This is a genomic window from Pseudomonas sp. Y3 TE3536, assembly GCF_053629175.1.
Genome location: NZ_JBRJHU010000001.1, coordinates 2,750,151 through 2,776,252, shown reverse-complemented (window position 1 = coordinate 2,776,252; position 26,102 = coordinate 2,750,151). Strand labels below are relative to the sequence as shown.

At 62.0% G+C, this 26,102-nt stretch carries 21 protein-coding genes; 7 read left to right on the top strand and 14 right to left on the bottom strand.

All coding sequences use genetic code 11. The annotated features are described in order from the left end of the window. Nucleotides 1–3: 3 nt before the first annotated feature. The 3 genes from folP to rlmE form a co-directional block, all read right to left on the bottom strand. Nucleotides 4–855 carry a dihydropteroate synthase gene (gene folP / locus AB7M33_RS12530; protein ID WP_454242921.1) on the bottom strand — a complete coding sequence of 284 codons (852 nt, stop codon included), beginning with the start codon at nucleotides 853–855 and terminating at the stop codon, nucleotides 4–6. 8 nt (nucleotides 856–863) lie between these two features. Beyond that, nucleotides 864–2,768, bottom strand: coding sequence for an ATP-dependent zinc metalloprotease FtsH (gene ftsH, locus AB7M33_RS12525; RefSeq protein WP_027595030.1), 1,905 nt, complete (start codon nucleotides 2,766–2,768; stop codon nucleotides 864–866). Between the two features lie 203 nt (nucleotides 2,769–2,971). Beyond that, a complete protein-coding gene (rlmE, locus tag AB7M33_RS12520; protein ID WP_027595031.1) occupies nucleotides 2,972–3,598 on the bottom strand; it encodes a 23S rRNA (uridine(2552)-2'-O)-methyltransferase RlmE in 627 nt (208 codons plus the stop codon). Nucleotides 3,599–3,700: 102 nt separating this feature from the next. Here rlmE and AB7M33_RS12515 point away from each other — a divergent pair, with 102 nt between their 5' ends. Beyond that, a complete protein-coding gene (locus AB7M33_RS12515; RefSeq protein ID WP_027595032.1) occupies nucleotides 3,701–4,009 on the top strand; it encodes a YhbY family RNA-binding protein in 309 nt (102 codons plus the stop codon). Nucleotides 4,010–4,021: 12 nt separating this feature from the next. On the opposite strand, the gene AB7M33_RS12510 is transcribed toward AB7M33_RS12515, so the two are convergent. The 8 genes from AB7M33_RS12510 to grpE all read right to left on the bottom strand — a co-directional run bounded on the left by AB7M33_RS12510 (nucleotide 4,022) and on the right by grpE (nucleotide 14,469). Beyond that, nucleotides 4,022–4,471 (bottom strand): MFS transporter, encoded by a 450-nt coding sequence (locus tag AB7M33_RS12510; RefSeq protein ID WP_081717511.1) that lies wholly within the window; start codon nucleotides 4,469–4,471, stop codon nucleotides 4,022–4,024. After that, nucleotides 4,449–4,931, bottom strand: coding sequence for a transcription elongation factor GreA (gene greA, locus AB7M33_RS12505; RefSeq protein ID WP_008098898.1), 483 nt, complete (start codon nucleotides 4,929–4,931; stop codon nucleotides 4,449–4,451). The genes AB7M33_RS12510 and greA overlap by 23 nt, the downstream gene beginning before the upstream one ends. Further along, nucleotides 4,928–8,149: a carbamoyl-phosphate synthase large subunit gene (gene carB / locus AB7M33_RS12500; protein ID WP_099430479.1), complete on the bottom strand. Its 3,222-nt coding sequence runs from the start codon at nucleotides 8,147–8,149 to the stop codon at nucleotides 4,928–4,930. The genes greA and carB overlap by 4 nt, the downstream gene beginning before the upstream one ends. Before the next feature lie 106 nt (nucleotides 8,150–8,255). Then, nucleotides 8,256–9,392 (bottom strand): glutamine-hydrolyzing carbamoyl-phosphate synthase small subunit, encoded by a 1,137-nt coding sequence (gene carA / locus AB7M33_RS12495; protein ID WP_027595036.1) that lies wholly within the window; start codon nucleotides 9,390–9,392, stop codon nucleotides 8,256–8,258. 350 nt (nucleotides 9,393–9,742) lie between these two features. Continuing rightward, nucleotides 9,743–10,546 (bottom strand): 4-hydroxy-tetrahydrodipicolinate reductase, encoded by an 804-nt coding sequence (gene dapB / locus AB7M33_RS12490; RefSeq protein WP_099430481.1) that lies wholly within the window; start codon nucleotides 10,544–10,546, stop codon nucleotides 9,743–9,745. Nucleotides 10,547–10,559: 13 nt separating this feature from the next. Then, nucleotides 10,560–11,690, bottom strand: a complete 1,131-nt coding sequence (gene dnaJ / locus AB7M33_RS12485) for a molecular chaperone DnaJ (protein ID WP_027595038.1) — start codon at nucleotides 11,688–11,690, stop codon at nucleotides 10,560–10,562. 197 nt (nucleotides 11,691–11,887) lie between these two features. After that, the gene (gene dnaK, locus AB7M33_RS12480; RefSeq protein WP_099430482.1) at nucleotides 11,888–13,813 is read right to left on the bottom strand and encodes a molecular chaperone DnaK; all 1,926 of its coding nucleotides are present in this window, start codon (nucleotides 13,811–13,813) and stop codon (nucleotides 11,888–11,890) included. Between the two features lie 101 nt (nucleotides 13,814–13,914). Continuing rightward, complete coding sequence (gene grpE, locus AB7M33_RS12475; protein WP_238215314.1) at nucleotides 13,915–14,469, bottom strand: nucleotide exchange factor GrpE; 555 nt, start codon at nucleotides 14,467–14,469, stop codon at nucleotides 13,915–13,917. Between the two features lie 193 nt (nucleotides 14,470–14,662). Here grpE and recN point away from each other — a divergent pair, with 193 nt between their 5' ends. Beyond that, complete coding sequence (recN, locus tag AB7M33_RS12470; RefSeq protein ID WP_099455350.1) at nucleotides 14,663–16,336, top strand: DNA repair protein RecN; 1,674 nt, start codon at nucleotides 14,663–14,665, stop codon at nucleotides 16,334–16,336. Between the two features lie 255 nt (nucleotides 16,337–16,591). Here recN and fur read toward each other — a convergent pair whose 3' ends face one another. Continuing rightward, nucleotides 16,592–16,996 carry a ferric iron uptake transcriptional regulator gene (fur, locus tag AB7M33_RS12465; RefSeq protein ID WP_015271870.1) on the bottom strand — a complete coding sequence of 135 codons (405 nt, stop codon included), beginning with the start codon at nucleotides 16,994–16,996 and terminating at the stop codon, nucleotides 16,592–16,594. Nucleotides 16,997–17,093: 97 nt separating this feature from the next. Between fur and bamE the strand changes: the two genes are divergently transcribed. Continuing rightward, nucleotides 17,094–17,627: an outer membrane protein assembly factor BamE domain-containing protein gene (gene bamE / locus AB7M33_RS12460; protein ID WP_027595043.1), complete on the top strand. Its 534-nt coding sequence runs from the start codon at nucleotides 17,094–17,096 to the stop codon at nucleotides 17,625–17,627. Between the two features lie 57 nt (nucleotides 17,628–17,684). Here the strand turns inward: bamE and AB7M33_RS12455 are convergent, their stop codons facing one another. Continuing rightward, nucleotides 17,685–18,119 (bottom strand): type II toxin-antitoxin system RatA family toxin, encoded by a 435-nt coding sequence (locus AB7M33_RS12455; RefSeq protein ID WP_027595044.1) that lies wholly within the window; start codon nucleotides 18,117–18,119, stop codon nucleotides 17,685–17,687. Nucleotides 18,120–18,282: 163 nt separating this feature from the next. Here AB7M33_RS12455 and smpB point away from each other — a divergent pair, with 163 nt between their 5' ends. Next, nucleotides 18,283–18,765, top strand: a complete 483-nt coding sequence (gene smpB, locus AB7M33_RS12450) for an SsrA-binding protein SmpB (protein ID WP_012312633.1) — start codon at nucleotides 18,283–18,285, stop codon at nucleotides 18,763–18,765. Between the two features lie 133 nt (nucleotides 18,766–18,898). On the opposite strand, the gene AB7M33_RS12445 is transcribed toward smpB, so the two are convergent. Continuing rightward, nucleotides 18,899–19,666 (bottom strand): FCD domain-containing protein, encoded by a 768-nt coding sequence (locus AB7M33_RS12445; RefSeq protein ID WP_027595045.1) that lies wholly within the window; start codon nucleotides 19,664–19,666, stop codon nucleotides 18,899–18,901. 254 nt (nucleotides 19,667–19,920) lie between these two features. Here AB7M33_RS12445 and AB7M33_RS12440 point away from each other — a divergent pair, with 254 nt between their 5' ends. The 3 genes from AB7M33_RS12440 to AB7M33_RS12430 all read left to right on the top strand — a co-directional run bounded on the left by AB7M33_RS12440 (nucleotide 19,921) and on the right by AB7M33_RS12430 (nucleotide 25,688). Then, nucleotides 19,921–21,591: a lactate permease LctP family transporter gene (locus tag AB7M33_RS12440; protein ID WP_027595046.1), complete on the top strand. Its 1,671-nt coding sequence runs from the start codon at nucleotides 19,921–19,923 to the stop codon at nucleotides 21,589–21,591. Nucleotides 21,592–21,654: 63 nt separating this feature from the next. Continuing rightward, the gene (lldD, locus tag AB7M33_RS12435) at nucleotides 21,655–22,800 is read left to right on the top strand and encodes an FMN-dependent L-lactate dehydrogenase LldD (protein ID WP_027595047.1); all 1,146 of its coding nucleotides are present in this window, start codon (nucleotides 21,655–21,657) and stop codon (nucleotides 22,798–22,800) included. Nucleotides 22,801–22,877: 77 nt separating this feature from the next. Continuing rightward, nucleotides 22,878–25,688, top strand: coding sequence for an FAD-binding and (Fe-S)-binding domain-containing protein (locus AB7M33_RS12430; protein WP_454242920.1), 2,811 nt, complete (start codon nucleotides 22,878–22,880; stop codon nucleotides 25,686–25,688). Nucleotides 25,689–26,102: the final 414 nt, after the last annotated feature.

The window sequence follows — 26,102 nt, the reverse complement described above, 5'->3', positions numbered from 1 at the left end:
TTCTTATTCGGCGTTTTGTACCGCAGCGATCATGCGCACTACATCGACAGTTTCGGCCACATCATGGACGCGAAGGATGCTCGCGCCCTTGGTCATGGCCAACGCTGCCAGCGCCAGGCTGCCGTACAGACGCTCGCCGACCGGACGATCCAGCGTCAGGCCGATCATGCTCTTTCGTGAAACGCCCACCAGCAGTGGGCGCCCAAGGCGATAGAGCGCTTCCATGTGTTTGAACAGGCTTAGGTTATGCGCCAATGTCTTGGCGAAACCGAAGCCCGGGTCAAGAATGATTTTGTCTGCAGGGATGCCCGCCGCAGCACAGGCGGCCATCCGCTGTTCAAGATATCGCGTTACGTCGGCCGTCACATCATCGTAATGCGGGTCGTCCTGCATAGTGCCCGGCTCACCGCGCATATGCATCAGGCACACCGGCAGGCCGGTGTCCGCCGCCGCATCCAGGGCGCCATCGCGCTCCAGGGCACGAACGTCGTTGATCAGGCCAGCCCCCAGCCGTGCGGATTCACGAATGACCGCAGGCGTGGAGGTATCGACCGAAATGACCACGTCCAGACGACTGTTGATCGCCTCGACCATCGGTGCCACGCGTTCGATTTCTTCGATCACGGACACCGCACGCGCGCCAGGGCGCGTCGATTCGCCACCGATGTCGATCAGCGTGGCGCCCGCGGCAACCATGGCTTCGGCATGACGCAGCGCAGCATCGCGCTGGCTGAAGCGCCCGCCATCGGAGAATGAGTCGGGGGTGATATTGAGAATACCCATGACATGGGTACGCGACAAATCAAGAACCCGGTTGCCGCAAGGCAACCGGGTTGGGTACTGCACTGAACTCATAGATGCCCTTAGTGTTGAGCCGCTGGGCCGCCGATTGGCGATTCCGGGCGGTCACCCTGAGCTGCAGGGTTGCCCGAAGCCGAGTCACCATCCCAGTCCCGCGGTTCGCGAGGGGTGCGACCCGACATGATGTCGTCGATCTGGTCGGCGTCAATGGTCTCGTACTTCATCAGCGCTTCGGCCATGGCATCGAGCTTGTCGCGGTTGTCGGTGAGCAGTTGCTTGGCCGTGGCGTAGCACTGGTCGATGATGCTGCGCACTTCCGAGTCGATCAGCTTGGCGGTTTCACCCGAGACGCTGGCGTGCTGGCTGCCGGCGCTACGGCCGAGGAATACCTCGCCCTCTTCTTCGGCATACATCAGCGGGCCGAGTTTCTCGGAAAGGCCCCACTTGGTGACCATGTTCCGGGCAATCTGGCTGGCGCGCATGATGTCGTTGGAGGCACCGGTGGTGACGCCATCGAAGCCCAGGGTCATTTCTTCGGCGATACGGCCGCCGTACAACGAGCAGATCTGGCTGATCAGCGCGCGCTTGGACAGGCTGTAACGGTCTTCCTCAGGCAGGAACATGGTGACACCCAGGGCACGACCACGCGGGATGATCGACACCTTGTAGACCGGGTCATGCTCAGGCACCAGACGACCGACGATGGCGTGACCGGCTTCGTGGTAGGCGGTGTTCTGTTTTTCTTTCTCGGACATGACCATGGTCTTGCGCTCGGCGCCCATCATGATCTTGTCTTTGGCCAGCTCGAACTCTTTCATTTCGACCAGGCGCTTGTTGGAGCGCGCGGCAAACAGCGAAGCTTCGTTGACCAGGTTGGCCAGGTCTGCACCGGAGAAGCCTGGGGTACCACGGGCAATGACCGCCGGGTTGACGTTCTCGCCAATCGGCACCTTGCGCATGTGCACTTTAAGAATCTGCTCACGGCCACGGATGTCCGGCAGGCCCACAACGACCTGACGGTCGAAGCGACCAGGACGCAGCAGCGCAGGGTCCAGCACGTCCGGACGGTTGGTGGCGGCAATGACGATGATGCCATCGTTCATTTCGAAGCCGTCCATCTCTACCAGCAACTGGTTGAGGGTTTGCTCACGCTCATCGTGACCACCGCCCATGCCGGCGCCACGGTGGCGACCAACGGCGTCGATTTCGTCGATGAAGATGATGCACGGGGCGTGCTTCTTGGCCTGCTCGAACATGTCACGCACACGGCTGGCACCGACACCGACGAACATTTCGACGAAGTCCGAACCGGAAATGGTGAAGAACGGCACTTTCGCCTCACCTGCAATGGCCTTGGCCAACAGGGTCTTACCGGTACCGGGTGGGCCAACCATCAGCACGCCGCGCGGAATACGACCGCCGAGGCGCTGGAACTTGCCAGGGTCGCGCAGGAACTCGACCAGTTCACCGACTTCTTCCTTGGCTTCGTCGCAACCGGCGACGTCAGCGAGGGTGGTCTTGACTTGGTCTTCGGACAGCAGGCGCGCCTTGCTCTTGCCGAAACTCATCGGCCCGCCCTTGCCGCCCGCGCCACCTTGCATCTGGCGCATGAAGAACATGAACACGGCAATGATCACCAGGATCGGGAAGCTGGCGACCAGCAACTGCGTCCAGATGCTCTGCTGCTCAGGCTGCTTGCCTTCGACGACCACGTGGTTGTCGACCAGGTCGCCGATCAGGCCGTTGTCGGTAATGGCCGGGCGCACGGTCTTGAAGTTGTCGCCGTCGGCACGCTTGCCGGTAATGATGTAGCCGTCGACGGTCACGCGCTCGACTTTCCCGTCTTTAACCTGCTGGATGAAGTCGGAGTAGTTGAGGGTCTGCGGCTCGTTAGGGCTGGAGAAGTTGTTCATCACTGTCACCAGGACAGCTGCGATGATCAACCACAGGATCAGATTCTTTGCCATGTCGTTCAATTCGCTACCCTCTGAGGCCGGCGCACGACGCAGCCGTGCCTCGCATGATATTCATCGCCCTAACTTACTACATTACCTACGCATCCGCAGGCACCGTCTGTAACCCTTTGTGAAACCTAGACTACACGAAGTTCGGACGATACAGACGGGGCGGCCGATTGGAATTAACTATCGACCACCCCGTGGCACGCCTTTCACACGCCTTTGAAACCTTTACCCAGCAGGTACTGCTCACGCGAACGATCCCGCGAAGACGACGGCTTACGCATCTGTACCTTGTCGAACTTGGTGCGCACGTCCTTCAGGTACATGTCGAAGCCTTCGCCCTGGAAAATCTTGATGAGGAAGTCACCACCAGGCTTGAGCACGCGGGTTGCCAGGTCCAGTGCCAATTCGCACAGGAACATGGCGCGCGGCATATCCACTTCAGGCGTACCACTCATATTGGGGGCCATGTCGGAAATCACAAGGTCTACGTGAGAATCACCGACTGCGTCGAGGATCTGCTGCAGGACTGCATCCTGGGTGAAGTCGCCTTGAATGAAGGTAACGTCAGGGATCGAGTCCATTTCCAGGATGTCGGAGGCGATCAGGCGCCCTTGGCCACCAATCAGACGACTGGTCACCTGCGACCAGCCACCTGGGGCTGCGCCGAGGTCGATCACACTCATGCCAGGACGGATCAAACGGTCCTTTTCCTGGATCTCAAGCAGTTTGTAGCTCGCACGCGAGCGGTAGCCATCCTTCTGCGCTTGCTTCACAAAAGGGTCGTTAAAATGCTCTCGCAGCCAGTTAGCGCTGCTTTTGGAACGTTGTACCACGGGGCACCTCGATGATATGCGTCGTGATTGACTGGGCGGAGCCAGGGGCCCTCGGGTAAAATGCCTGTCAATTTTACAGAATCAGACGGAAAGGGTCAGATTATGCCGCTCAATAACGAGCAGAAGAAGCAATACAAGTCCATTGGTCATGACCTGAAGCCGGTCCTGATCGTTGCTGGCAACGGTGTTAACGAAGGCGTTGCCGCCGAACTGGAACGCGCACTCGCCGATCATGAACTGATCAAAGTCGAGATTCGCTCCGAAGATCGTGAAGAACGTGCCGCCGCCATTGCCGAATTGTGCAAGGTTGGCCGCGCCGAACTGGTGCAGACCATCGGCAAGAAAGCGCTGATCTACCGGAAGAACCCACAGCCGAACAAACAGCTGTCCAACATCCACCGCTTCAAATAATAGCGGCTCCGATCAGTGGCGCGCCTGGCGCGCCCTGACCGGTACGGGTTGGGCCACCAGCACGATGCCGGAAAAGCCCAGTACCAGGAAACAAAACATCTGCCAGCGCTCGCCCACTGAAATGCCGTAGCGCAAGGTGTAATACCCCACGCAAGCACCGAAGCCGAGCAACAGCATCTGGCCACGGAACTGCCGCCACCAGGCAGACAGCCCCTCTACCCTCGCCAATACCGCCAGCTGGGTCAACAAGCCTAGCAAGGCCACGCCAATCAACCAGCGGTCGATCTGCCCAGCGACATCCTGCACCAGCAGGGGCGCCAGGCCAGTGACCTTGAGCGCGGGCACCAGCCCCACATGAAACACCCACAAGCCGCCGACCCAGAACACCTGGGCCAGCTGCCAGAGGATCCCTTCAAGGGATGGCGCCCGCAGGCGCCGATCAGATGTGTTTGACTTCGACAATCTCGTACTCGACCGTGCCACTTGGCGTCTTGACGACGACGGTATCACCTTCTTCCTTGCCGATGATGGCACGGGCAATGGGTGCGCCGCTCGAAAGCTTGCCCTGTTTCACGTCGGCTTCATCCTCGCCGACGATCTGGTAGGTCACTTCATCATCGGTTTCGGTGTTGGCCAGCACCACGGTGGTGCCGAAAATCACCTTGCCGGTGTGAGGGATCGTGGTCACATCGATCACGACCGAGTTCTGCAGGCGGCCTTCGATGTCGCGGATACGCGCCTCGACCATGCCCTGCTCCTCACGGGCGGCATGGTATTCGGCGTTTTCCTTGAGATCGCCCAGCTCGCGTGCCTCACCAATCGCCTGGCTCAGGCGCGGGCGCTCGGTCTTGCTCAGGAACAGGTGCTCTTCTTCCAGGGCGCGAGCGCCCTGGACGGTCATCGGGTACTTGGTAATGCTCATGCTTTAAGTCCTGCATGCAGATCCTGCAAGCGACGAACGGTCTTCTCAGGACCAAACTTCAACGCTTCGCAGATGGCTTCACCGGCCGCAATGGTGGTGGTGCAGTAAATCTTGTGCTGCAGCGCATTGCGACGAATCGAGTAGGAATCAGCGATCGACTGACGGCCTTCGGTGGTGTTGATGATCAGCGACACTTCGTCGTTCTTGATCATGTCGACCACGTGCGGGCGACCTTCGGTCACTTTGTTCACACGGCGCACTTTCAGGCCAGCCGCCTCGATAACCTTGGCGGTGCCGGCAGTGGCAACCACTTCGAAGCCCAGGGCGATCAGGTCGCGGGCAACGCCAGCCACTTGTGGCTTGTCGTCGTCACGCACGCTGATGAACGCAGTACCGCCGGTCGGCAGCACTTCGCTGGCACCCATCTGGGCCTTGGCGAAGGCTTCACCGAAGCTGTCACCGACGCCCATGACTTCACCGGTCGATTTCATCTCAGGGCCGAGGATCGGGTCAACCCCTGGGAACTTGGCGAACGGGAAGACGGCTTCCTTGACGCTGTAGAAGTTCGGGATGATTTCTTTGGTGAAACCGATCTCTTTCAGGGTTTTGCCAGCCATGACGCGGGCCGCGATCATCGCCAGCGAAGTGCCGATGCACTTGGAGACGAACGGTACGGTACGCGAGGCGCGCGGGTTGACTTCGATCACGTAGATCTTGTCGCCCTGCAGGGCCAGCTGCACGTTCATCAGGCCGACCACGCCCAGCTCCAGGGCCATTTTCTTGACCTGTTCGCGGACTTCGTCCTGCACGTGAGCCGGCAGCGAGTACGGTGGCAGCGAGCACGCCGAGTCACCGGAGTGAACACCCGCCTGCTCAATGTGCTGCATGATCGCGCCGATCACCACGTCGGTGCCGTCGCAGACCGCATCCACGTCCATCTCGATGGCGCAGTTGAGGAAGTGGTCGAGCAGCACCGGGCTGTCGTTGGACACTTGTACCGCTTCACGCAGGTAGCGCTTGAGTTCGTCCAGTTCGTAGACGATTTCCATGGCGCGACCACCCAGTACGTACGACGGGCGCACGACCAGTGGGTAACCGATACCGCCCGCAGCGCGGATCGCTTCTTCTTCGCTGCGCACGGTAGCGTTTGGCGGCTGCAGCAGGTTCAGGCGCTGAACCATCTGCTGGAAACGCTCACGGTCTTCGGCACGGTCGATGGCGTCCGGGCTGGTACCGATGATCGGTACGCCGGCTTCTTCCAGGGCACGGGCCAGTTTCAGCGGGGTTTGGCCGCCGTAGTGCACGATGACGCCTTTCGGCTTCTCGACGCGGCAGACTTCCAGCACGTCTTCCAGGGTCAGCGGCTCGAAGTACAGGCGGTCGGAGGTATCGTAGTCGGTGGAGACGGTTTCTGGGTTGCAGTTGACCATGATGGTCTCGTAACCGTCTTCACGCAGGGCCAGCGCCGCGTGTACGCAGCAGTAGTCGAACTCGATACCTTGGCCGATACGGTTAGGGCCGCCACCCAGGATCATGATCTTGTCGCGGGTCGACGGGTTGGCCTCGCACTCTTCCTCGTAGGTCGAATACAGGTAGGCGGTGTCGGTGGCGAACTCGGCGGCGCAGGTGTCGACGCGCTTGTAGACCGGGAACACTTCCAGCTTGTGACGGTGGCGACGCAGGTTCTTGTCGGTGATACCGAGCAGTACGGCCAGGCGCTGGTCCGAGAAACCTTTGCGCTTGAGGCGCAGCATCAGGTTCTTGTCGATGGCCGACAGGGCCAGGGTCTTGACCTTCTCTTCTTCCTTGATCAGGTCTTCCATCTGAACCAGGAACCACATGTCGATGCCGGTCAGGGCAAAGATTTCTTCGCAGGTCATGCCCGAACGCATGGCGTCAGCGACATACCAGATACGCTCGGCACCCGGCACGGTCAGTTCGCGCTTGAGGATGCTGGCAGCTTCTGGGCTGGCCAGGTCGACTTTCGGGTCCAGGCCGCAGGCACCGACTTCCAGGCCACGCAGGGCTTTCTGCAGGGATTCCTGGAAGGTACGGCCGATGGCCATGACTTCACCCACAGATTTCATCTGGGTGGTCAGGCGGGCGTCGGCTTTCGGGAATTTCTCGAAGGCGAAGCGTGGCAGCTTGGTGACGACGTAGTCGATCGACGGCTCGAACGACGCCGGGGTGCGGCCGCCGGTGATGTCGTTTTGCAGCTCGTCGAGGGTGTAGCCGACGGCCAGCTTGGCGGCGATCTTGGCGATCGGGAAGCCGGTAGCCTTGGAAGCCAGGGCCGACGAACGCGATACGCGCGGGTTCATCTCGATCACGACCATGCGGCCGGTGTCCGGGCAGATACCGAACTGCACGTTGGAACCGCCGGTTTCGACACCGATTTCACGCAGCACCGCCAGCGAGGCGTTGCGCATGATCTGGTATTCCTTGTCGGTCAGGGTCTGCGCTGGGGCAACGGTGATCGAGTCACCGGTGTGCACGCCCATCGGGTCGAAGTTTTCGATCGAGCAGACGATGATGCAGTTGTCCTTCTTGTCACGGACCACCTCCATCTCGTATTCCTTCCAGCCGATCAGCGATTCGTCGATCAGCAGCTCTTTGGTCGGCGACAGGTCCAGACCACGGGCGCAGATTTCTTCGAATTCTTCACGGTTGTAGGCGATACCACCACCGGTGCCGCCCATGGTGAACGACGGGCGGATGATGCACGGGAAGCCGAGCTTCTCGAGGACCGCATTGGCCTCTTCCATGCTGTGGGCGATACCGGAGCGCGGGCACTCCAGGCCGATGTCCTTCATCGCCTTGTCAAAGCGCGAGCGGTCTTCTGCCTTGTCGATGGTGTCGGCGTTGGCACCGATCATCTCTACGCCGAACTTTTCCAGAACGCCATGGCGCTCCAGGTCCAGGGCGCAGTTCAGCGCGGTCTGGCCACCCATGGTCGGCAGCACCGCGTCTGGGCGCTCTTTTTCGATGATCTTGGCCACCGACTGCCATTTGATCGGCTCGATGTAGGTGGCATCGGCCATGTCCGGGTCGGTCATGATGGTGGCCGGGTTGGAGTTCACCAGGATGACGCGGAAACCTTCCTCGCGCAGGGCTTTGCAAGCCTGGGCGCCGGAGTAGTCGAATTCGCAGGCCTGGCCGATCACGATCGGGCCAGCGCCGAGAATCAGGATGCTTTTGATGTCTGTACGTTTTGGCATGGTTGTCACTCAAATCCGCGGGTCAGTCGGCAAGCCGTCTTGAACAATCTGGGTCAGGCGCTTCCGGGCGCGGCACAAGCCGGCCCGGGGCCTTGATGCAGGATGCTCAGCGGCGCTTGGCCATGGCATCGGTGAAACGATCGAACAGTGGCGCGACGTCAGTCGGGCCTGGGCTCGCTTCAGGGTGGCCCTGGAAGCTGAACGCGCTCTTGTCGGTGCGCTCGATGCCCTGCAGGGTACCGTCGAACAGCGACTTGTGGATGGCGCGGACGTTGCCCGGCAGGGTGGCTTCGTCGACGGCGAAACCGTGGTTCTGGCTGGTGATCATGACTACGCCGGTGTCCAGGTCCTGGACCGGGTGGTTGGCACCGTGGTGGCCGTGGCCCATCTTGACGGTCTTGGCGCCGGAGGCCAGGGCCAGCAGCTGGTGGCCGAGGCAGATGCCGAACACCGGGATCTCGGTTTCAAGGATTTCCTTGATTGCCTGGATCGCGTAGTCGCAAGGCTCCGGATCGCCAGGGCCGTTGGACAGGAACACGCCATCGGGGTTGAGCGCGAGCACTTCGCTGGCCGGGGTCTGGGCAGGCACCACGGTCACGCGGCAGCCACGGGCCACCAGCATGCGCAGGATGTTCAGCTTGACGCCGTAGTCGAAGGCGACCACGTGGTACGGCAGCTCGGAGGCTTCGATGGTTGGGTGGCTGTCGGTTTTCAGTTCCCACACGCTGGAGCGCCACTCGTAGCGCTCTTTGGTGGAGACGACCTTGGCCAAGTCCATGCCCTTGAGGCCTGGGAAGCCGCGGGCGGCGGCGATGGCGGCTTCTTCGCTGATGTTGTCACCGGCGAGGATGCAGCCGTTCTGAGCGCCCTTTTCACGCAGGATACGGGTCAGGCGACGGGTGTCGATGCCAGCGATGGCGACGACGTTGTTGGCCTTGAGGTAGTCCGGCAGCGACTGGGTGTTACGCCAGTTGCTGGCCAGCAGCGGCAGGTCACGGATGACCAGGCCGGCAGACCAGACACGGTTCGACTCGGCGTCTTCCGGGGTAGTGCCGGTGTTGCCGATGTGCGGATAGGTCAGGGTAACGATTTGCTGGGCGTAGGAAGGGTCTGTAAGGATTTCCTGGTAGCCGGTCATAGCGGTGTTGAACACCACCTCACCAACGGTCTGACCGTCGGCACCGATGGCTTCACCGCGAAAAATACTGCCGTCGGCAAGGGCGAGTATGGCTGGCTTTGTCAAGAAGACCTCCCGTAAATCAAGCATGAAAGGGCGATCGCAGGTTGCAAAAAAGCGGAGTGACGTATGGACACGTCACCCCGCTTTCATGTGCTGAATTCAATTCGCTGCGCGCTTTTAGTGGACACACTAAAGCTGTAGCTTACAGAAAAGTGCTTTTTGGGTCTACCGTATATGTGCCTCTAAAACACATGATTGCGACAGACTGACCTCGCTTGCACCGGAAATCCTGTAGGAGCGGCCTTGCGTCGCGAAAGGACTGCGCAGCAGTCCCCGGGTTTTCGCGGCGCCGCTAACAGCCCCGGGGCCGCTTTGCGGCCCTTTCGCGACACAAGGCCGCTCCCACACACGGATCAGTGCAGCTCCAGCACGTCCTGCATGTCGTACAGGCCCGGCTCGCGCCCGTCCAGCCACAGCGCGGCACGTACCGCACCCTTGGCGAACGTCATGCGGCTCGACGCTTTGTGGGTGATCTCCAGGCGCTCGCCTTCAGCGGCGAACAGCACGGTGTGGTCACCCACCACATCACCGGCACGCACGGTGGCGAAGCCGATGGTCTTGCGATCACGCGCGCCGGTCTGGCCTTCACGGCCATACACCGCCACTTCCTGCAGGTTACGGCCCAACGCATTGGCAACCACTTCGCCCATGCGCAGCGCAGTACCCGACGGCGCATCGACCTTGTGACGGTGGTGCGCTTCGATGATCTCGATGTCGACATCATCACCCAGCACCCGCGCCGCCATGTCCAGCAGCTTGAGGCTGAGGTTGACGCCCACACTGAAGTTGGCAGCGAACACGATCGGGATTTCCTTGCCCGCGTCAGCCAGCAATTGCTTCTCTTCGACGCTGAAACCGGTGGTGCCGATAATCATCGCCTTGCCATGCTTGCGGCAGAAGGCCAGGTTCTTCAGGGTTACCGAAGGGTGGGTGAAGTCGATCAGCACATCGAATTCGTCGGCAACCTTGGCCAGGTCATCGGACAGCAGCACGCCGATCCGACCGAGGGCCGCCAGCTCACCTGCATCAGCCCCGACCAGCGAGCTGTCAGGGCGATCGATCGCCGCCGTCAACCCGGCTCCTGGCGTTTGCTGCACGGCCTCGATGAGGGTTTTGCCCATCCGCCCTGCTGCACCCATCACTGCAATACGTCGCATCGCTATTTCCTTGTCAGAGATCGCCGAAGAAGCGCTTTACACCGTCGAACCAGCCACTGGCCTTGGGCGAATGGGAGCTGTCGCCTTCCAGCGAATCACGCAGCTCTTCGAGCAGCTCGCGCTGACGACGGCTGAGGTTGACCGGGGTTTCCACCGCCACACGGCACAGCAGGTCACCGGCACCACCACCGCGCACCGGCGCAACCCCCTTGCCACGCAAGCGGAACTGCTTGCCGGTCTGGGTACCTTCCGGAATCTTCAGCTTCACGCGGCCATCGAGGGTTGGCACTTCCAGCTCGCCACCCAGCGCTGCATCGGTATAGCTGATCGGCACTTCGCAGTACAGGTGCTTGCCATCACGCTGGAAGATCTCGTGCTCACGCACATTGATCACCACGTACAGGTCGCCAGTCGGGCCACCGTGGGTACCGGCCTCGCCTTCGCCCGACAGGCGAATGCGGTCGCCGGTGTCGACACCTGCCGGCACCTTGACCGACAGCGTCTTGTATTCCTCGACACGGCCTTCGCCATGGCACGAATTGCAAGGGTCGGTAATGATCTTGCCCTGACCATGGCAACGCGGGCAGGTCTGCTGCACCGAGAAGAAGCCTTGCTGCATACGCACTTGGCCAATACCGCCGCACGTCGGGCAGGTCGACGGGGTCGAGCCCTTCTTCGCGCCAGAACCGTCACAAGGCGTGCAATTGACCAGCGTCGGCACGCGGATACTGACCGTGGTGCCACGCACCGCTTCTTCCAGGTTCAGCTCCAGGGTGTAGCGCAGGTCGCTGCCACGCTGGGCACCACCACGACCACCGCCACGGCCGCCGCCGCCACCGAAGAAGTCACTGAACACATCACCAAAGATGTCGGAGAAGTTGGCGCCGCCGAAGCCTGCACCACCGCCGCCCATGCTTGGGTCGACGCCGGCGTGGCCGTACTGGTCGAACGCCGCGCGCTTGCTGGCGTCAGACAGCACTTCGTAGGCCTCGTTGGCCTCCTTGAACTTGTCTTCCGACTCTTTGTCGCCTGGGTTGCGGTCCGGGTGGAACTTCATCGCCAGGCGGCGATAGGCCTTTTTCAGGTCAGCTTCACTGGCGCCGCGCTCGACACCCAGGACCTCATAATAATCACGCTTGGACATAGGTCATTTGCACCTTGTTGGGCGTTCGGCATCTGCGCCGCGCCATCAGCACCCGCCCAAACACCACGAATGGCCCTGACAGATGCTGTAAAAATTCTCGAATTCCAGATACGCCAACGCGGGAGCAAGCCCCCGCGCGGCGACATCCTACCAGCTCACCGACAACCGCCGGTGAGCTGGCCGACAACATGCAACGATTACTTCTTGTCGTCGCCTTTTACTTCTTCGAACTCGGCGTCAACCACGTCATCGTGCTTGGCTTCCGGCTCGGCCTGCTGCGCGCCACCCTGAGGCTGTTCGGCCGACTGCTCGGCGTACATCTTCTGGGCAACCGGTGCCGACACCTTGGACAGCTCTTCGACCTTGGCGTCGATCGCGGCCTTGTCGTCGCCTTTTACAGCGGCTTCCAGGGCAACGACGGCAGCTTCGATGGCAGTTTTTTCTTCAGCGGTGACCTTGTCACCTGCATCTGCAACCATCTTGCGGGTCGAGTGAACCAGCGCGTCACCCTGGTTACGGGCACCGGCCAGCTCTTCGAACTTGCGGTCTTCCTCGGCGTTGGCCTCGGCGTCACGCACCATTTTCTCGATTTCTTCGTCGGACAGGCCGGAGTTGGCCTTGATCACGATCGACTGGGTCTTGCCGGTGGCCTTGTCTTTCGCGCCGACGTGCAGGATGCCGTTGGCGTCGATGTCGAAGGTCACTTCGATCTGCGGAACACCACGCGGTGCTGGCGGGATGTCAGCCAGGTCGAACTTGCCCAGCGACTTGTTCTGCGAAGCTTGCTTACGCTCGCCCTGCAGCACGTGAATGGTCACTGCGCCCTGGTTGTCGTCGGCAGTCGAGAACACCTGCGACTTCTTGGTCGGGATGGTGGTGTTTTTCTCGATCAGCGCGGTCATCACGCCACCCATGGTTTCGATACCCAGGGTCAGCGGGCTGACGTCCAGCAGCAGAACGTCTTTGACGTCACCGGCCAGAACGGCACCCTGGATAGCGGCGCCCATGGCGACGGCTTCGTCCGGGTTGACGTCCTTGCGTGCTTCCTTGCCGAAGAAATCAGCAACGGTTTTCTGTACCAGCGGCATACGGGTCTGGCCGCCGACCAGGATCACGTCGTCGATCTTGCTGGCGTCGATGCCAGCGTCTTTCAGCGCGATGCGGCAAGGCTCGATGGTGCGCTGCACCAGCTCTTCTACCAGCGACTCCAGCTTGGCGCGGGAGATCTTCACGTTCAGGTGCTTAGGACCGGTGGCGTCTGCAGTGATGTACGGCAGGTTGACGTCGGTCGACTGAGCGGAAGACAGCTCGATCTTAGCTTTTTCTGCGGCTTCTTTCAGACGCTGCATGGCCAGAGGGTCGCCCTTCAGGTTCATGCCGGACTCTTTCTTGAACTCTTCGACCAGGTAGTCGATCAGCAGCATGTCGAAGTCTTCGCCACCCAGGAAGGTGTCACCGTTGGTCGCCAGTACTTCGAACTGGTGCTCACCGTCGACTTCGGCGATTTCGATGACCGAAACGTCGAAGGTACCGCCACCCAGGTCATAAACGATGACAGTGTGGTCGCCCTTGGCCTTGTCCATGCCGTACGCCAGTGCAGCAGCGGTCGGCTCGTTGATGATGCGCTTGACGTCCAGACCGGCGATGCGGCCGGCGTCTTTGGTAGCCTGGCGCTGGCTGTCGTTGAAGTAGGCCGGAACGGTGATGACCGCTTCGGTGACAGGCTCGCCGAGGTAGTCTTCGGCGGTCTTCTTCATTTTCTTCAGCACTTCGGCGCTGATTTGCGGCGGTGCCATTTTCTGGCCGTTGACTTCAACCCAGGCGTCACCGTTGTCGGCCTTGGCGATCTTGTACGGAACCAGCTGAATGTCTTTTTGCACGACTTGCTCTTCGAAGCGGCGGCCAATCAGGCGCTTCACTGCGAACAGGGTGTTGTGCGGGTTGGTCACAGCCTGGCGCTTGGCCGACTGACCCACCAGGATTTCGCCATCGTTGGCGTATGCCACGATCGAAGGGGTAGTACGCGCACCCTCGGCGTTTTCGATGACTTTGACGTTACCGTTTTCCAGGATGGAGACGCACGAGTTGGTGGTCCCCAGGTCGATACCGATGATTTTACCCATGTTAACTCTCCCGAAACTTGAATTTGGTAGCAGCGACTACTTTGGCCAACTGCGGTAATACTTGAAGGCTTGACACCTAGATGGGGTTGCCCCGGCGGATTTCAAGCCTTTTCGTTGATCGAAGGCTGAGCTGCGCTCGGCGCCTTGCTGACCACCACCATGGCGGGGCGCAACAGGCGGCCGTTGAGCAGGTAGCCTTTCTGGAACACGTTCAACACGCTATTCGGCTCTACTTCGCCGTTTTCCTGCATGGCCATGGCCTGATGGTGCTCAGGGTTGAACGGCTGGCCGTGCGGGTCGACAGCTTCGAGGTTGTAGCGCTTGAGGGTGTCCTGGAACATCTTCAAGGTCAGCTCGACGCCTTCGCGGATCTGCTTGACGTGTTCGTCGTCGGCGCTGGAGTGGGCCAGTGCCAGTTCCAGGCTGTCGATCACCGGCAGCAGGTCGCTGGAGAACTTCTCCAGGGCGAACTTGTGGGCCTTCTCGACATCCTGCTCGGCGCGACGGCGCACGTTCTGCAAATCGGCAACAGCGCGCAGCGACTGATCCTTGGCGGCGGCCAGCTGTTCCTCGAGCTCCAGAACACGGGCGCCGACAGCATCTGCACCGGTTTCTTCGACGTTAAGGTCTTTCTCATTCAGCTGTTCGTCAGCCATTGGGTCTCTCCTGCGCAAATTTCTGGATTACGAGCCAGGCTCGCCTTTGTTGTCGGCTATATGGGGCCGGAAAAACCAGCTTCAAGGGGCAGCGTGGTTTTCCGGGCCACATGAGAATCTCTGAGCGGGCATTGTCAGGGTGGAAAAAAGTACTGTATAAATAACCAGACCTGAACCTTCGGGAGCCGCCCCCATGCTGGTGCACCTGTCCATTCACAACTACGCCATCGTCGAACACCTCGACCTTGAGCTTGCCCGCGGCATGTCCGTCATCACCGGCGAGACCGGCGCAGGCAAATCGATCATGCTCGACGCCCTCGGCCTGGCCCTCGGCGACCGCGCAGACAGCGGCGTGGTGCGCCCCGGTGCAGACAAGGCGGACATCCTCGCCACCTTCGACCTGGCAGACATCCCCGAAGCCCGCACCTGGCTGGCCGAGCGTGACCTGGACAACGACGGCCCGTGCATCCTGCGCCGGGTGATCACCGCCGAAGGCCGCAGCCGTGGCTACATCAACGGCACGCCTTGCCCGCTCAGCGACCTCAAATCGCTTGGCGAACTGCTGATCGACATCCACAGCCAGCACGAGCACCAGTCGCTGCTCAAAACCGACACCCATCGGCGCCTGCTGGACGAATACGCCGGCGCCATCGACCTGGCCCGCCAGGTGCAACTGGCCGCCAAGCGCTGGAACCAGACCCGCCTGGAGCTGGAGCGCCTGTCCAATTCCGGTGACGAGCAACGCGCCCGCCACCAGCTGTTGAGCTATCAGCTCGAGGAGCTGGACAACCTCGGCCTGGGCGAAAACGAGCTGGTACAGCTGGAGCAGGAACATAAGAACCTGACCAACGCCGAAGCCCTGTTCGGCATCTGCCGCCAGGTCATCGACCAGTGCAGCGAGAGCGACTCGGGCAACGTGCTCAGCGCCCTCACCTCCAGCCTCAATCGGCTGGGCGCCGCCACCAACTCACCCAAGGCGCTGGGCGAAGCCGCCAACCTGATTGCCAGCGCGCAGATTCAGGTCGAAGAAGCCGTGGGCGAGCTCAACCGCTTCCTCGATCACTTCGACGCCGACCCCATGCGCCTGCAGGCCCTGGAAGAGCGCCTCGACACTATCTACACCCTGGCCCGCAAACACCGCGTGCACCCCACCGAACTGCCGCATCTGCAGCAGCGCTTGATGGAAGAGCTGGAAGGCTTGAACGCCAGCGACGAATCGATCGAGCGCCTGGGCGAAGAGCTGGCCGCCTATGCCCAGCACTATAAAGAGCGGGCTCGCGAGCTGAGCGCCTTGCGCCAGCAGGCCGCGCAACAGTTGGCGGTCGCCGTCGAGCAAGAAGTCCAACGCCTGGGTATGCCGGGTGGTCGCTTCTGCATAGAGCTTACCCCAAACGAAGGCAACGACCTGTCGCCCCACGGCCTTGAGCAGATCGAACTGCTGGTGAGCGCCAACCCCGGCCAGCCACTCAAAGGCCTGGCCAAGGTCGCGTCGGGTGGCGAGCTGTCACGCATCAGCCTGGCGATCCAGGTGATCACTGCACAGACCTCGCGCATCCCCACCCTGGTGTTTGACGAGGTCGACGTCGGCATCGGCGGCCCTACGGCGGAGATCGTCGGCCAACTGCTGCGCCGGCTGGGTGACCGCGGCCAGGTACTGACCGTAACCCACCTGCCGCAGGTCGCGGCACAAGGGCATCACCACCTGTTCGTGCACAAGGTGCGCCACAGCGACACCACCCACACGGCGGTGGCCAGCCTGGGTAAACGCGAACGGGTCGAGGAAGTAGCGCGCATGCTGGGCGGCATCGACCTGACCAAGGAATCCCTGGCACATGCACGCAAGATGGTAGTCAGCGGCAAGGCTTAGTGACTGGCCTATGCATTAACTGCTTAATGGACTGGCCTACGCCTCACCTGCTTAATGACTGACCTACGCATTACCTGCTTAATGACCGGCCTACGCATTACCTGTAGGAGCAGCCTTGTGCTGCGAAGAGGCCGGTGGCAGCGGCACAGCCCTACTGTGTTTTCACCGGCCTCTTCGCAGCACAAGGCTGCTCCTACACAAAAAGCACAAAGGCGACCCGAAGGTCGCCTTTGCTATTTATAACGATCGAAATCGTTACTTTTTCTTACGCACATAGAGGACCAGGTTGTGGTCCACCAGCTCGTAGCCATGCTCGGCCACGATCTCGCGCTGACGCTTCTCGATTTCTGCGTCCATGAACTCGATGACTTCACTGGTCTCCACGTTGACCATGTGGTCGTGGTGACCGCCATCCGCCAGTTCGAAGACCGCATGACCGCCGTCGAAGTTGTGGCGAACCACCAGACCCGCCGCTTCGAACTGGGTCAGCACGCGGTAGACGGTGGCCAGGCCGACGTCCTCACCAGCTTCCATCAAGGCCTTGTAGACATCCTCGGCACTCATGTGACGCTGCTCGGTAGAATCGAGCATCTGAAGGATCTTTACTCGAGGCAGGGTAACCTTGAGACCGGCTTTGCGTAATTCGCTATTTTCAACCATGGTCAGCTTTCTCGCCGATGCTGCTTCGCAGCTTCTCTTAATACGGGTATGATCGGGGTTTACGTTGTCCAGCCAAGATAGTGGAAGTCGCCCACCGATGCAAAACACCAAGCTCTTGCTAACCAGCCTCACCCTAGTGGGACTGCTCGCACTCGCCGGTTGCTCGTTTCCCGGGGTTTACAAAATCGACATCCAGCAGGGCAATGTCGTCACGCAGGACATGATAGACCAATTACGCCCGGGAATGACCCGACGGCAAGTAAGGTTTATCATGGGCAACCCCCTGATTCAGGACACGTTCAACACCAACCGTTGGGACTACCTGTACAGCCTGCAGCCTGGTGGCGGAAAACGCCAGCAAGAGCGCATGAGCATTTTCTTCAACGAAAGCGACCAGTTGGTCAGCCTGTCTGGCGACTTCATGCCAGGTGTGAGCCGCGACCAGGAAATCCTCGGTGGCAGCAGCGACACCACGGTCAGCCCGGCGACCCAGCCAGAGCAGGCCACGCCGCAGCCTGAAGAGAAACCGGCCAAACCCGGTTCGGTGGAAGAATCCATCCAGCGCGAGATCGACACCATCGAGACCACCCCGGTCCCGACGCCGGCACCGCTGGAAACCTCCCCGCAGTAAGCGCGGCGGTCATAAAAAAGCCCAGGCCTTGGCCCGGGCTTTTTTGTGCGCCACTGCTCAGCTATTGAGCTGCTTGGCGCGCTGGCAGAAGGCATCTACCAAGGTGTTGGCGGCCTGATTGAACAGCGGCCCCAACGTGGCCCGCACCAGCGGCCCGGCATAATCGAAGGACAAGTCCAGGCTGATCTTGCAGGCCTTCTCGCCCAGTGGCTTGAACACCCACACACCGTGCAGCTGGGAGAACGGCCCCTCTTCCAGGTTCATTTCGATGGACTGCCCAGGCACCAGCACATTGCGCGTGACGAAATGCTGGCTCATGCCGCCTTTGGCAACCTCCAGCTTGGCGCGCATGTGCGTGTCACTGGCCTCGATGACCGTCGATGCCGAGCACCACGGCAGAAATTGCGGGTAGCTGGCCACGTCATTGACCAGATCGTAAAGCGCCTGGGCGGGATACGGCAGCAGGGCGGAGCGTTGAATATGGGTAGTCATCCAGGCGTCACTTCCAAGGCTGGGTGGCGGCGCTTCGCAGCGTGCCAAAAGCAGGTTCTGTACCTACGACAGGGCCTGTATTGTCCGGTATTCATTGCGGTGGCTCAAGCACACCGAAATCCCATAGCCGACCACGCATCGAGTTGCCTATAATGCCGCCCCTATGGCTAAACAAAAGAAACATCCGACCGGGACCATCGCGCAAAACAAGAAAGCGCGACACGATTACTTCATCGAACACAAGTTCGAGGCCGGGCTGGTCCTGTCCGGTTGGGAAGTAAAGAGCCTGCGGGCCGGCAAGGCGCACCTGACCGACAGCTACGTGCTGCTCAAGGATGGCGAAGCCTGGCTGTTCGGCAGCCACATCACCCCGCTGACCACGGCCAGCACCCACGTCATCGCCGACCCTATCCGCTCACGCAAGCTGCTGCTGAACAAGCGCGAGCTCGAGCGGGTGGAAGCGGCCGTGGCGCAGAAAGGCTACACCTGTGTGGCCTTGGCGCTGTACTGGAGCAAGCACCTGATCAAGTGCGAGATCGCGCTTGGCAAGGGCAAGAAGGAATTCGACAAGCGCGACACCGTGCGCGAACGCGATTCCAACCGCGAGCTGCAGCGTGCCGTGCGTAACAAGGGCAAGGAAGACTAGATCTTCTTTAGCCAGTGAGGGCCTCTTCGCGGGGCAAGCCCGCTCCCACAGTTAACCCACTGCCTTCAAATTCGGTGGGTTACCTGTGGGAGCGGGCTTGCCCCGCGAAGAGGCCCGTGCAGCAAACGCAACCTCAGCGCCCGCTGCGCCGCTCCGCCCGCGCCACGCGCTGGGCTTCTTCGTGCGCCTCCTCCAGCACCTCCTGCACATACAAAATATGCCGGCTGGAAACCTCCCGCGCCTCCTCCGCCCTGCCCTCGACAATCGCCAGGTACAGCTCCCGGTGCTGACTGATCAGCATGTCCCGCGTTTCAGTCCGCTGCTGGTACATGCCACCGATATTGGTCACCACGTTCCGCTTTAGCAGGTCGAACAAACCGCGGATGGTATGCAGCAAGACCGCGTTATGGCTGGCCTCGGCTATCGCCAGGTGGAAGCGCGCGTCAGCGGCGCCCTCCTCTGCCCGGGTCACTTCGTCAACGCGGGTGTAGCAGTCCTGCAGCGTGTCAAAAGCCTCTTTCAGCCGTGCACGGTCAGGCTCGGTGGCGCGCTGGGCCGCGTAATACGCGCAGGACGCCTCAAGGGTATGGCGAAATTCGAGCAGGTCGCGCTGCGCTTCAGGGCTGTGCTCAAGCAGCTGCAACAGCGGATCGCTGAACGTCGACCCCAGCGATTCGGCAACAAAGTTGCCACCGCCCTGGCGGCTGATCAGCAGCCCCTTGGCCACCAGCTTCTGAATCGCCTCACGCAGTGACGGGCGCGACACACCGAACTGTTCGGCCAGAACGCGCTCAGCCGGCAAGCGCTGGCCCGAGGTCAGCGTGCCTTCGAGAATCATCCCTTCCAACCGATCGACGATGTCGTCGGACAGGCGCCGTTGGCGGACCTGATCAAAAACCATCACATGCTCTCCACAAACCCCCGGCAAATTTCAGGGGGCCCTATTCTCGCCGATCCGCGCCGCGCACACACCCATCACCCTGGGTTTTTCCAAGGCCATCAGACGCCCACTCATCGGCACGCGACCAAAGTTTTGTGTCGGACAAATTGACACACCCACGACAGCGCTTTTAACCTAGCGCCCAGACATTGTAAATTGGTCTTACCAATTATCCAATGCCAGTGCTGACCAACAACAATTAGGGGTCACCCCATATGCAAACCTGGCAACAACTCTATAGCCCGCTTGGTAGTCTTGGCCTGTCCGCACTGGCGGCGGTCATCCCTATCGTGTTCTTCTTCCTCGCCCTCGCCGTGTTCCGCCTCAAAGGCCACGTCGCCGGCAGCATCACCCTCGCGCTGTCGATCCTGGTGGCGATCTTCGCCTTCCAGATGCCTGTCGACATGGCCTTCGCCGCCGCGGGTTATGGCTTCCTCTACGGCCTCTGGCCGATTGCCTGGATCATCGTTGCCGCGGTGTTCCTGTACAAACTCACGGTCAAGAGCGGCCAGTTCGAAGTGATCCGCAGCTCGGTGCTGTCGATCACCGACGACCAGCGCCTGCAAGTGCTGCTGATCGGCTTCTGCTTCGGTGCCTTCCTCGAAGGCGCGGCCGGCTTCGGCGCCCCGGTGGCCATCACTGCCGCACTGCTGGTGGGCCTGGGCTTCAACCCGCTGTACGCCGCCGGCCTGTGCCTGATCGCCAACACCGCGCCGGTCGCCTTCGGCGCGCTGGGCATCCCGATCATCGTGGCCGGCCAGGTCACCGGCATCGACGCCTTCCACATTGGCGCCATGACCGGCCGCCAACTGCCGCTGCTGTCGCTGTTCGTGCCGTTCTGGCTGGTGTTCATGATGGACGGCCTGCGCGGCGTGAAAGAAACCTGGCCCGCCGCCCTGGTCGCCGGCCTGAGCTTCGCCGTTACCCAGTACTTCACCTCGAACTTCATCGGCCCAGAGCTGCCGGACATCACCTCGGCCCTGGCCAGCCTGATCTGCCTGACCCTGTTCCTCAAAGTCTGGCAGCCCAAGCGCTCGTTCGCACAAGCCAAGGGCAGCGTCGGCGCCGCCGTCGTGCAGTCCGGCGGCAGCCAGCCAAGCCCTTACAGCTTCGGCGAGATCTTCAAAGCCTGGTCGCCGTTCCTGATCCTCACCGTGCTGGTCACCATCTGGACCTTGAAGCCATTCAAGGCCGCATTCGCGCCAGGCGGTGCGATGTACAACTTCGTGTTCAACTTCGCCATCCCGCACCTTGACCAACTGGTGATCAAGACCGCGCCGATCGTGGCCGCGCCGACCGCCATGCCAGCGGTGTTCAAGCTCGACCCGATCTCCGCCACCGGCACCGCGATCTTCCTCTCGGCGCTGATCTCCATGGCGGTGCTCAAGATCAACTTTAAAACTGGTCTGACCACTTTCAAAGAGACGTTCTGGGAACTGCGCTGGCCAATCCTGTCGATCGGCATGGTGCTGGCCTTCGCCTTCGTCACCAACTACTCGGGCATGTCCTCGACCATGGCCCTGGTCCTGGCCGGCACCGGCGCCGCGTTCCCGTTCTTCTCGCCGTTCCTCGGCTGGCTGGGCGTATTCCTGACAGGCTCGGACACCTCGTCCAACGCCCTGTTCAGCTCGCTGCAAGCCACCACCGCACACCAGATCGGGGTCAACGACACCCTGCTGGTGGCCGCCAACACCAGCGGCGGCGTGACCGGCAAGATGATCTCGCCACAATCCATCGCCGTGGCCTGCGCCGCCACCGGCCTGGTGGGCAAGGAATCCGACCTGTTCCGCTTCACCGTCAAGCACAGCCTGTTCTTCGCCACCATCGTGGGCCTGATCACCCTGATCCAGGCTTACTGGCTGACCGGCATGCTGGTTCATCACTAAAGTGAAAGGGGCCGGGCGCCACGCTGCGCCCGGCAATCCCCTCAAGCAACGCTGCGAGAATCCATGATCATTTCCGCCTCTACCGACTATCGCGCCGCGGCCCAACGCAAGCTGCCCCCCTTCCTCTTCCACTACGCCGACGGCGGCGCCTACGCCGAGCACACGTTGCGCCACAACGTCTCGGACCTGGCCAGCATCGCCCTGCGCCAGCGCGTGTTGAAGAACATGTCCGAGCTCAGCCTGGAAACCCAGCTGTTCGACGAAACCCTGAGCATGCCCGTGGCCCTGGCCCCGGTCGGCCTGACCGGCATGTACGCCCGCCGTGGCGAAGTCCAGGCCGCGCGCGCCGCCGCGGCCCACGGCATTCCGTTCACCATGTCGACGGTGTCGGTGTGCCCGATCGAGGAAGTCGCACCGGCCATCAACCGGCCGATGTGGTTCCAGCTGTACGTGCTCAAGGACCGCGGCTTCATGCGCAATGCGCTGGAGCGGGCCAAGGCGGCCGGGGTCAAGACCCTGGTGTTCACCGTCGACATGCCCGTACCCGGCGCCCGCTACCGCGACGCCCACTCCGGCATGAGCGGTAAAAACGGGCCGATGCGCCGTGTGCTGCAAGCCATGACCCACCCTGAATGGGCGTGGGACGTCGGCGTGATGGGCCGCCCGCACGACCTCGGCAACATCTCCAAATACCGTGGCAACCCCACGGGCCTGGCCGACTACATCGGCTGGCTGGGCAACAACTTCGACCCGTCGATCTCCTGGAAAGACCTGGAGTGGATCCGCGACTTCTGGGAAGGCCCGATGATCATCAAGGGCATCCTGGATGCCGACGATGCCCGCGACGCGGTCAAGTTCGGTGCCGACGGCATCGTCGTGTCCAACCACGGCGGCCGCCAGCTCGACGGCGTGTTGTCCAGCGCCCGCGCCCTGCCGGCGATTGCCGACGCGGTGAAAGGCGACCTGAAGATCCTCGCCGACTCCGGCATCCGCAGCGGCCTCGACGTGGTGCGCATGATCGCCATGGGCGCCGACACCGTGCTGATCGGCCGCGCCTTCCTCTGGGCCCTCGCCGTGCATGGCGAAGCCGGGGTGAAGAACCTGCTCGAACTGTTCGAGAAAGAAATGCGCGTGGCCATGGTGCTGACCGGTGCCAAGTCGATCAGCGAAATCACCCGCGACTCGCTGGTCCGCGAACTGGGCGCCTGAACGCGCCCCCACGAAACACCGCCTGATTGACCGGGGCACGCGGCGCACCAGACGCCGTGGCCCCGCGAGGAGATTGCATGAGCCTGCCCGCTGCGTTCCTGCGTGATGTCGAGCGCCTGATACCTGCCGAACGCCGTTTCGATGACCCGACCTCCACCCTGGCCTTTGGCACCGATGCCAGCTTCTATCGGCTGATCCCCAAGCTGGTGGTACGCGTCGAGTCTGAAGACGAAGTGGTCGGCCTGCTGCAGCTGGCCCAGCGCGAGCGCGTGCCGGTGACCTTCCGCGCCGCCGGCACCAGCCTGTCTGGGCAGGCCATCAGCGACTCGGTACTGATTGTGCTCGGCGACAATTGGAACGGCCGCGAGATCCGCGGCCAGGGTGAGCAGATCCGCCTGCAGCCCGGCGTCATCGGCGCCCAGGCCAACGCCTGGCTGGCCCCCTATGGCCGTAAGATCGGCCCAGACCCCGCCTCGATCAACGCCTGCAAAATCGGCGGCATCGTCGCCAACAACGCCAGCGGCATGTGCTGCGGCACTGCGCAAAACACCTACCACACCCTCGCAGGCCTGCGCTTGGTACTGGCCGACGGCACCCGCCTGGACAGCGAAGACCCGGCCAGCGTCGCGGCCTTCGAGCACAGCCATGCCGACCTGCTGGAAGCCCTGGCCCGCCTGGGCCGCGAAACCCGCGCCAACACCGAGCTGGCAGACCGCATCCGCCACAAGTACCGGCTGAAGAACACCACCGGCCTTTCGCTCAATGCGCTGGTGGACTACGACCAGCCACTCGATATCCTGCAGCACTTGCTGGTTGGATCGGAAGGCACGCTGGGCTTCATCAGCGCCGTCACCTACGACACCGTGCCCGACCACCCACACAAGGCCAGCGCCTTGCTGGTATTCCCCAGCGTCGAGAGCTGCTGCCGCGCGGTACCCGTGCTCAAGCGCCAGCCCGTTTCCGCCGTCGAACTGCTCGACCGCCGCAGCCTGCGCTCGGTGCAAAACATGCCCGGCATGCCCCTGTGGGTAAAAGGCCTGTCAGACAATGCCTGCGCGCTGCTGATCGAATCCCGCGCCGCCAGCCAGACGCTGCTGCACGAACAACTGCACCACGTGATGGCGTCGATTGCCGACTACCCCCTGGAGCAGAAGGTCGAGTTCAGCGAAGACCCAGCGGTGTACAACCAGCTGTGGAAAATCCGCAAAGACACCTTCCCCGCCGTCGGTGCCGTGCGCCAGACCGGCACCACAGTGATCATCGAAGACGTCACCTTCCCCGTCGAGCAACTGGCCGAGGGCGTCAACCGCCTGATCCAGCTGTTCGACAAGCACCACTACGACGAGGCGATCATTTTCGGCCATGCCCTGGAGGGCAACCTGCACTTCGTCTTCACCCAGGGCTTCAACAGCGCCGAAGAAGTCGCGCGTTACCAAGCCTTCATGGACGACGTGGCACAGCTGGTGGCCGTGGAGTTCGGTGGCTCGCTGAAGGCCGAGCACGGCACCGGGCGTAACATGGCGCCGTTCGTGGAACTGGAGTGGGGCCATGACGCCTACCAGTTGATGTGGGCACTCAAACGCCTGCTCGACCCCAACGGCATCCTCAACCCCGACGTAGTGTTGAGCACCGATCCAGACATCCACCTGAAAAACCTCAAGCCGCTGCCGGCTGCCGACGAAATCGTCGACAAGTGCATCGAGTGCGGCTTCTGCGAACCCGTGTGCCCCTCCAAAGGCCTGACCCTCAGCCCACGCCAGCGCATCGTCATGTGGCGTGATATCCAGGCCAAGAAACGCGCCGGCCTCGATACCCGCGAACTGCTCAAGACTTACCAATACCAAGGCCTCGACACCTGCGCAGCCACCGGCCTGTGCGCCCAGCGCTGCCCGGTCGGCATCAACACCGGCGAGCTGGTGAAGAAGTTGCGCAGCCAGGCCGCCGAGCACGAAAAAACCGCCAACTGGCTGGCCGACCATTTCCACACGGCCCTGAGTGGCGCCCGCCTCACCCTCACCGCCGCCAACACCGCCCGCAAGCTGCTCGGCGCCCCACGCCTAAGCCGCCTGACCGCATCGCTAAGCAACGCCAGCAACGGCCGGCTGCCCCAATGGACGCCCGCCATGCCCCAGCCGCTGCGCGCCATCCACTTCGGCCCAGCGAGCAACGATGCCCGCCCCCGCGTCGTGTACCTGGCCGCCTGCGTCTCGCGCGTGATGGGCCCCGCCTATGCCGACCGCGAACAAAGCTCGCTGCTGGACAAGACCCGCGCCCTGCTGGAAAAAGCCGGTTACCAAGTCGTGTTCCCCGACAACGCCGACAGCCTCTGCTGCGGCCAACCGTTCGCCTCCAAAGGTTACCCAGAGCAGGCCGAGCACAAGCGCCAGGAACTGATCAACGCCCTGCTGCACGCCAGCCGCGGCGGCCTCGACCCGATCTACTGCGACACCAGCCCGTGCACCCTGCGCCTCGTGCAAGACTTGGGCGACACTCGCCTGGACTTGTACGACCCCGTGCGCTTCATCCGCACCCACCTGCTAGACAAACTGGAGTTCACCCCCCAGGACGAGCCGGTGGCCGTGCACGTGACCTGCAGCACCCAGCACCTGGGCGAAAGCCAAGCGCTGATCGACCTGGCGCGGCGTTGCAGCAACCAGGTGGTGATCCCGGAAGGTATTCACTGCTGCGGGTTTGCCGGTGATAAAGGCTTCACCACGCCGGAGCTCAATGCCCACGCGCTGCGCAGCCTGAAGGATGCGGTGCAGTATTGCAGCGAAGGCATTTCCACCAGCCGCACCTGCGAAATCGGGTTGTCGAGCCACAGCGGCATCGACTACCACGGCCTGGTGTACCTGGTAGACCGCGTCACCCGCCCGCGTGTTATCTGAGGCCTAGCATCGGCTAGGGGGGGTGTGTGGTGTGTTCGCCAAGGCGTTTTCAGCGCCTGTGAGATCGAGCGCCGCCCGCGCGGCGCATCGCGAGCAACGCTCGCTCCTACGTTTGTTTCGGGTCAATTATTCCTGGGGCATACGCGCGCGACCGCCTTTGGCGCATGGCGCGATATCGCGTCGAACAAACAAGGCGCTCGCGCGCAGCTTCCACAGGCGTGACTGGCCCGAAACAGACGTAGGAGCGAGCGTTGCTCGCGATGCGCCGCGCGGGCGGCGCTCGATCGCACAGGCGCCAAAAATGCCCTGCTCATCTACTCCTACCTCAGGGCTAACACTGCCCTCGAAAGCTGCACGCCCCCCTGTAGGAGCTGGCTTGCCTGCGATGGGTCGCACAGCGACCCCACTGGCCCC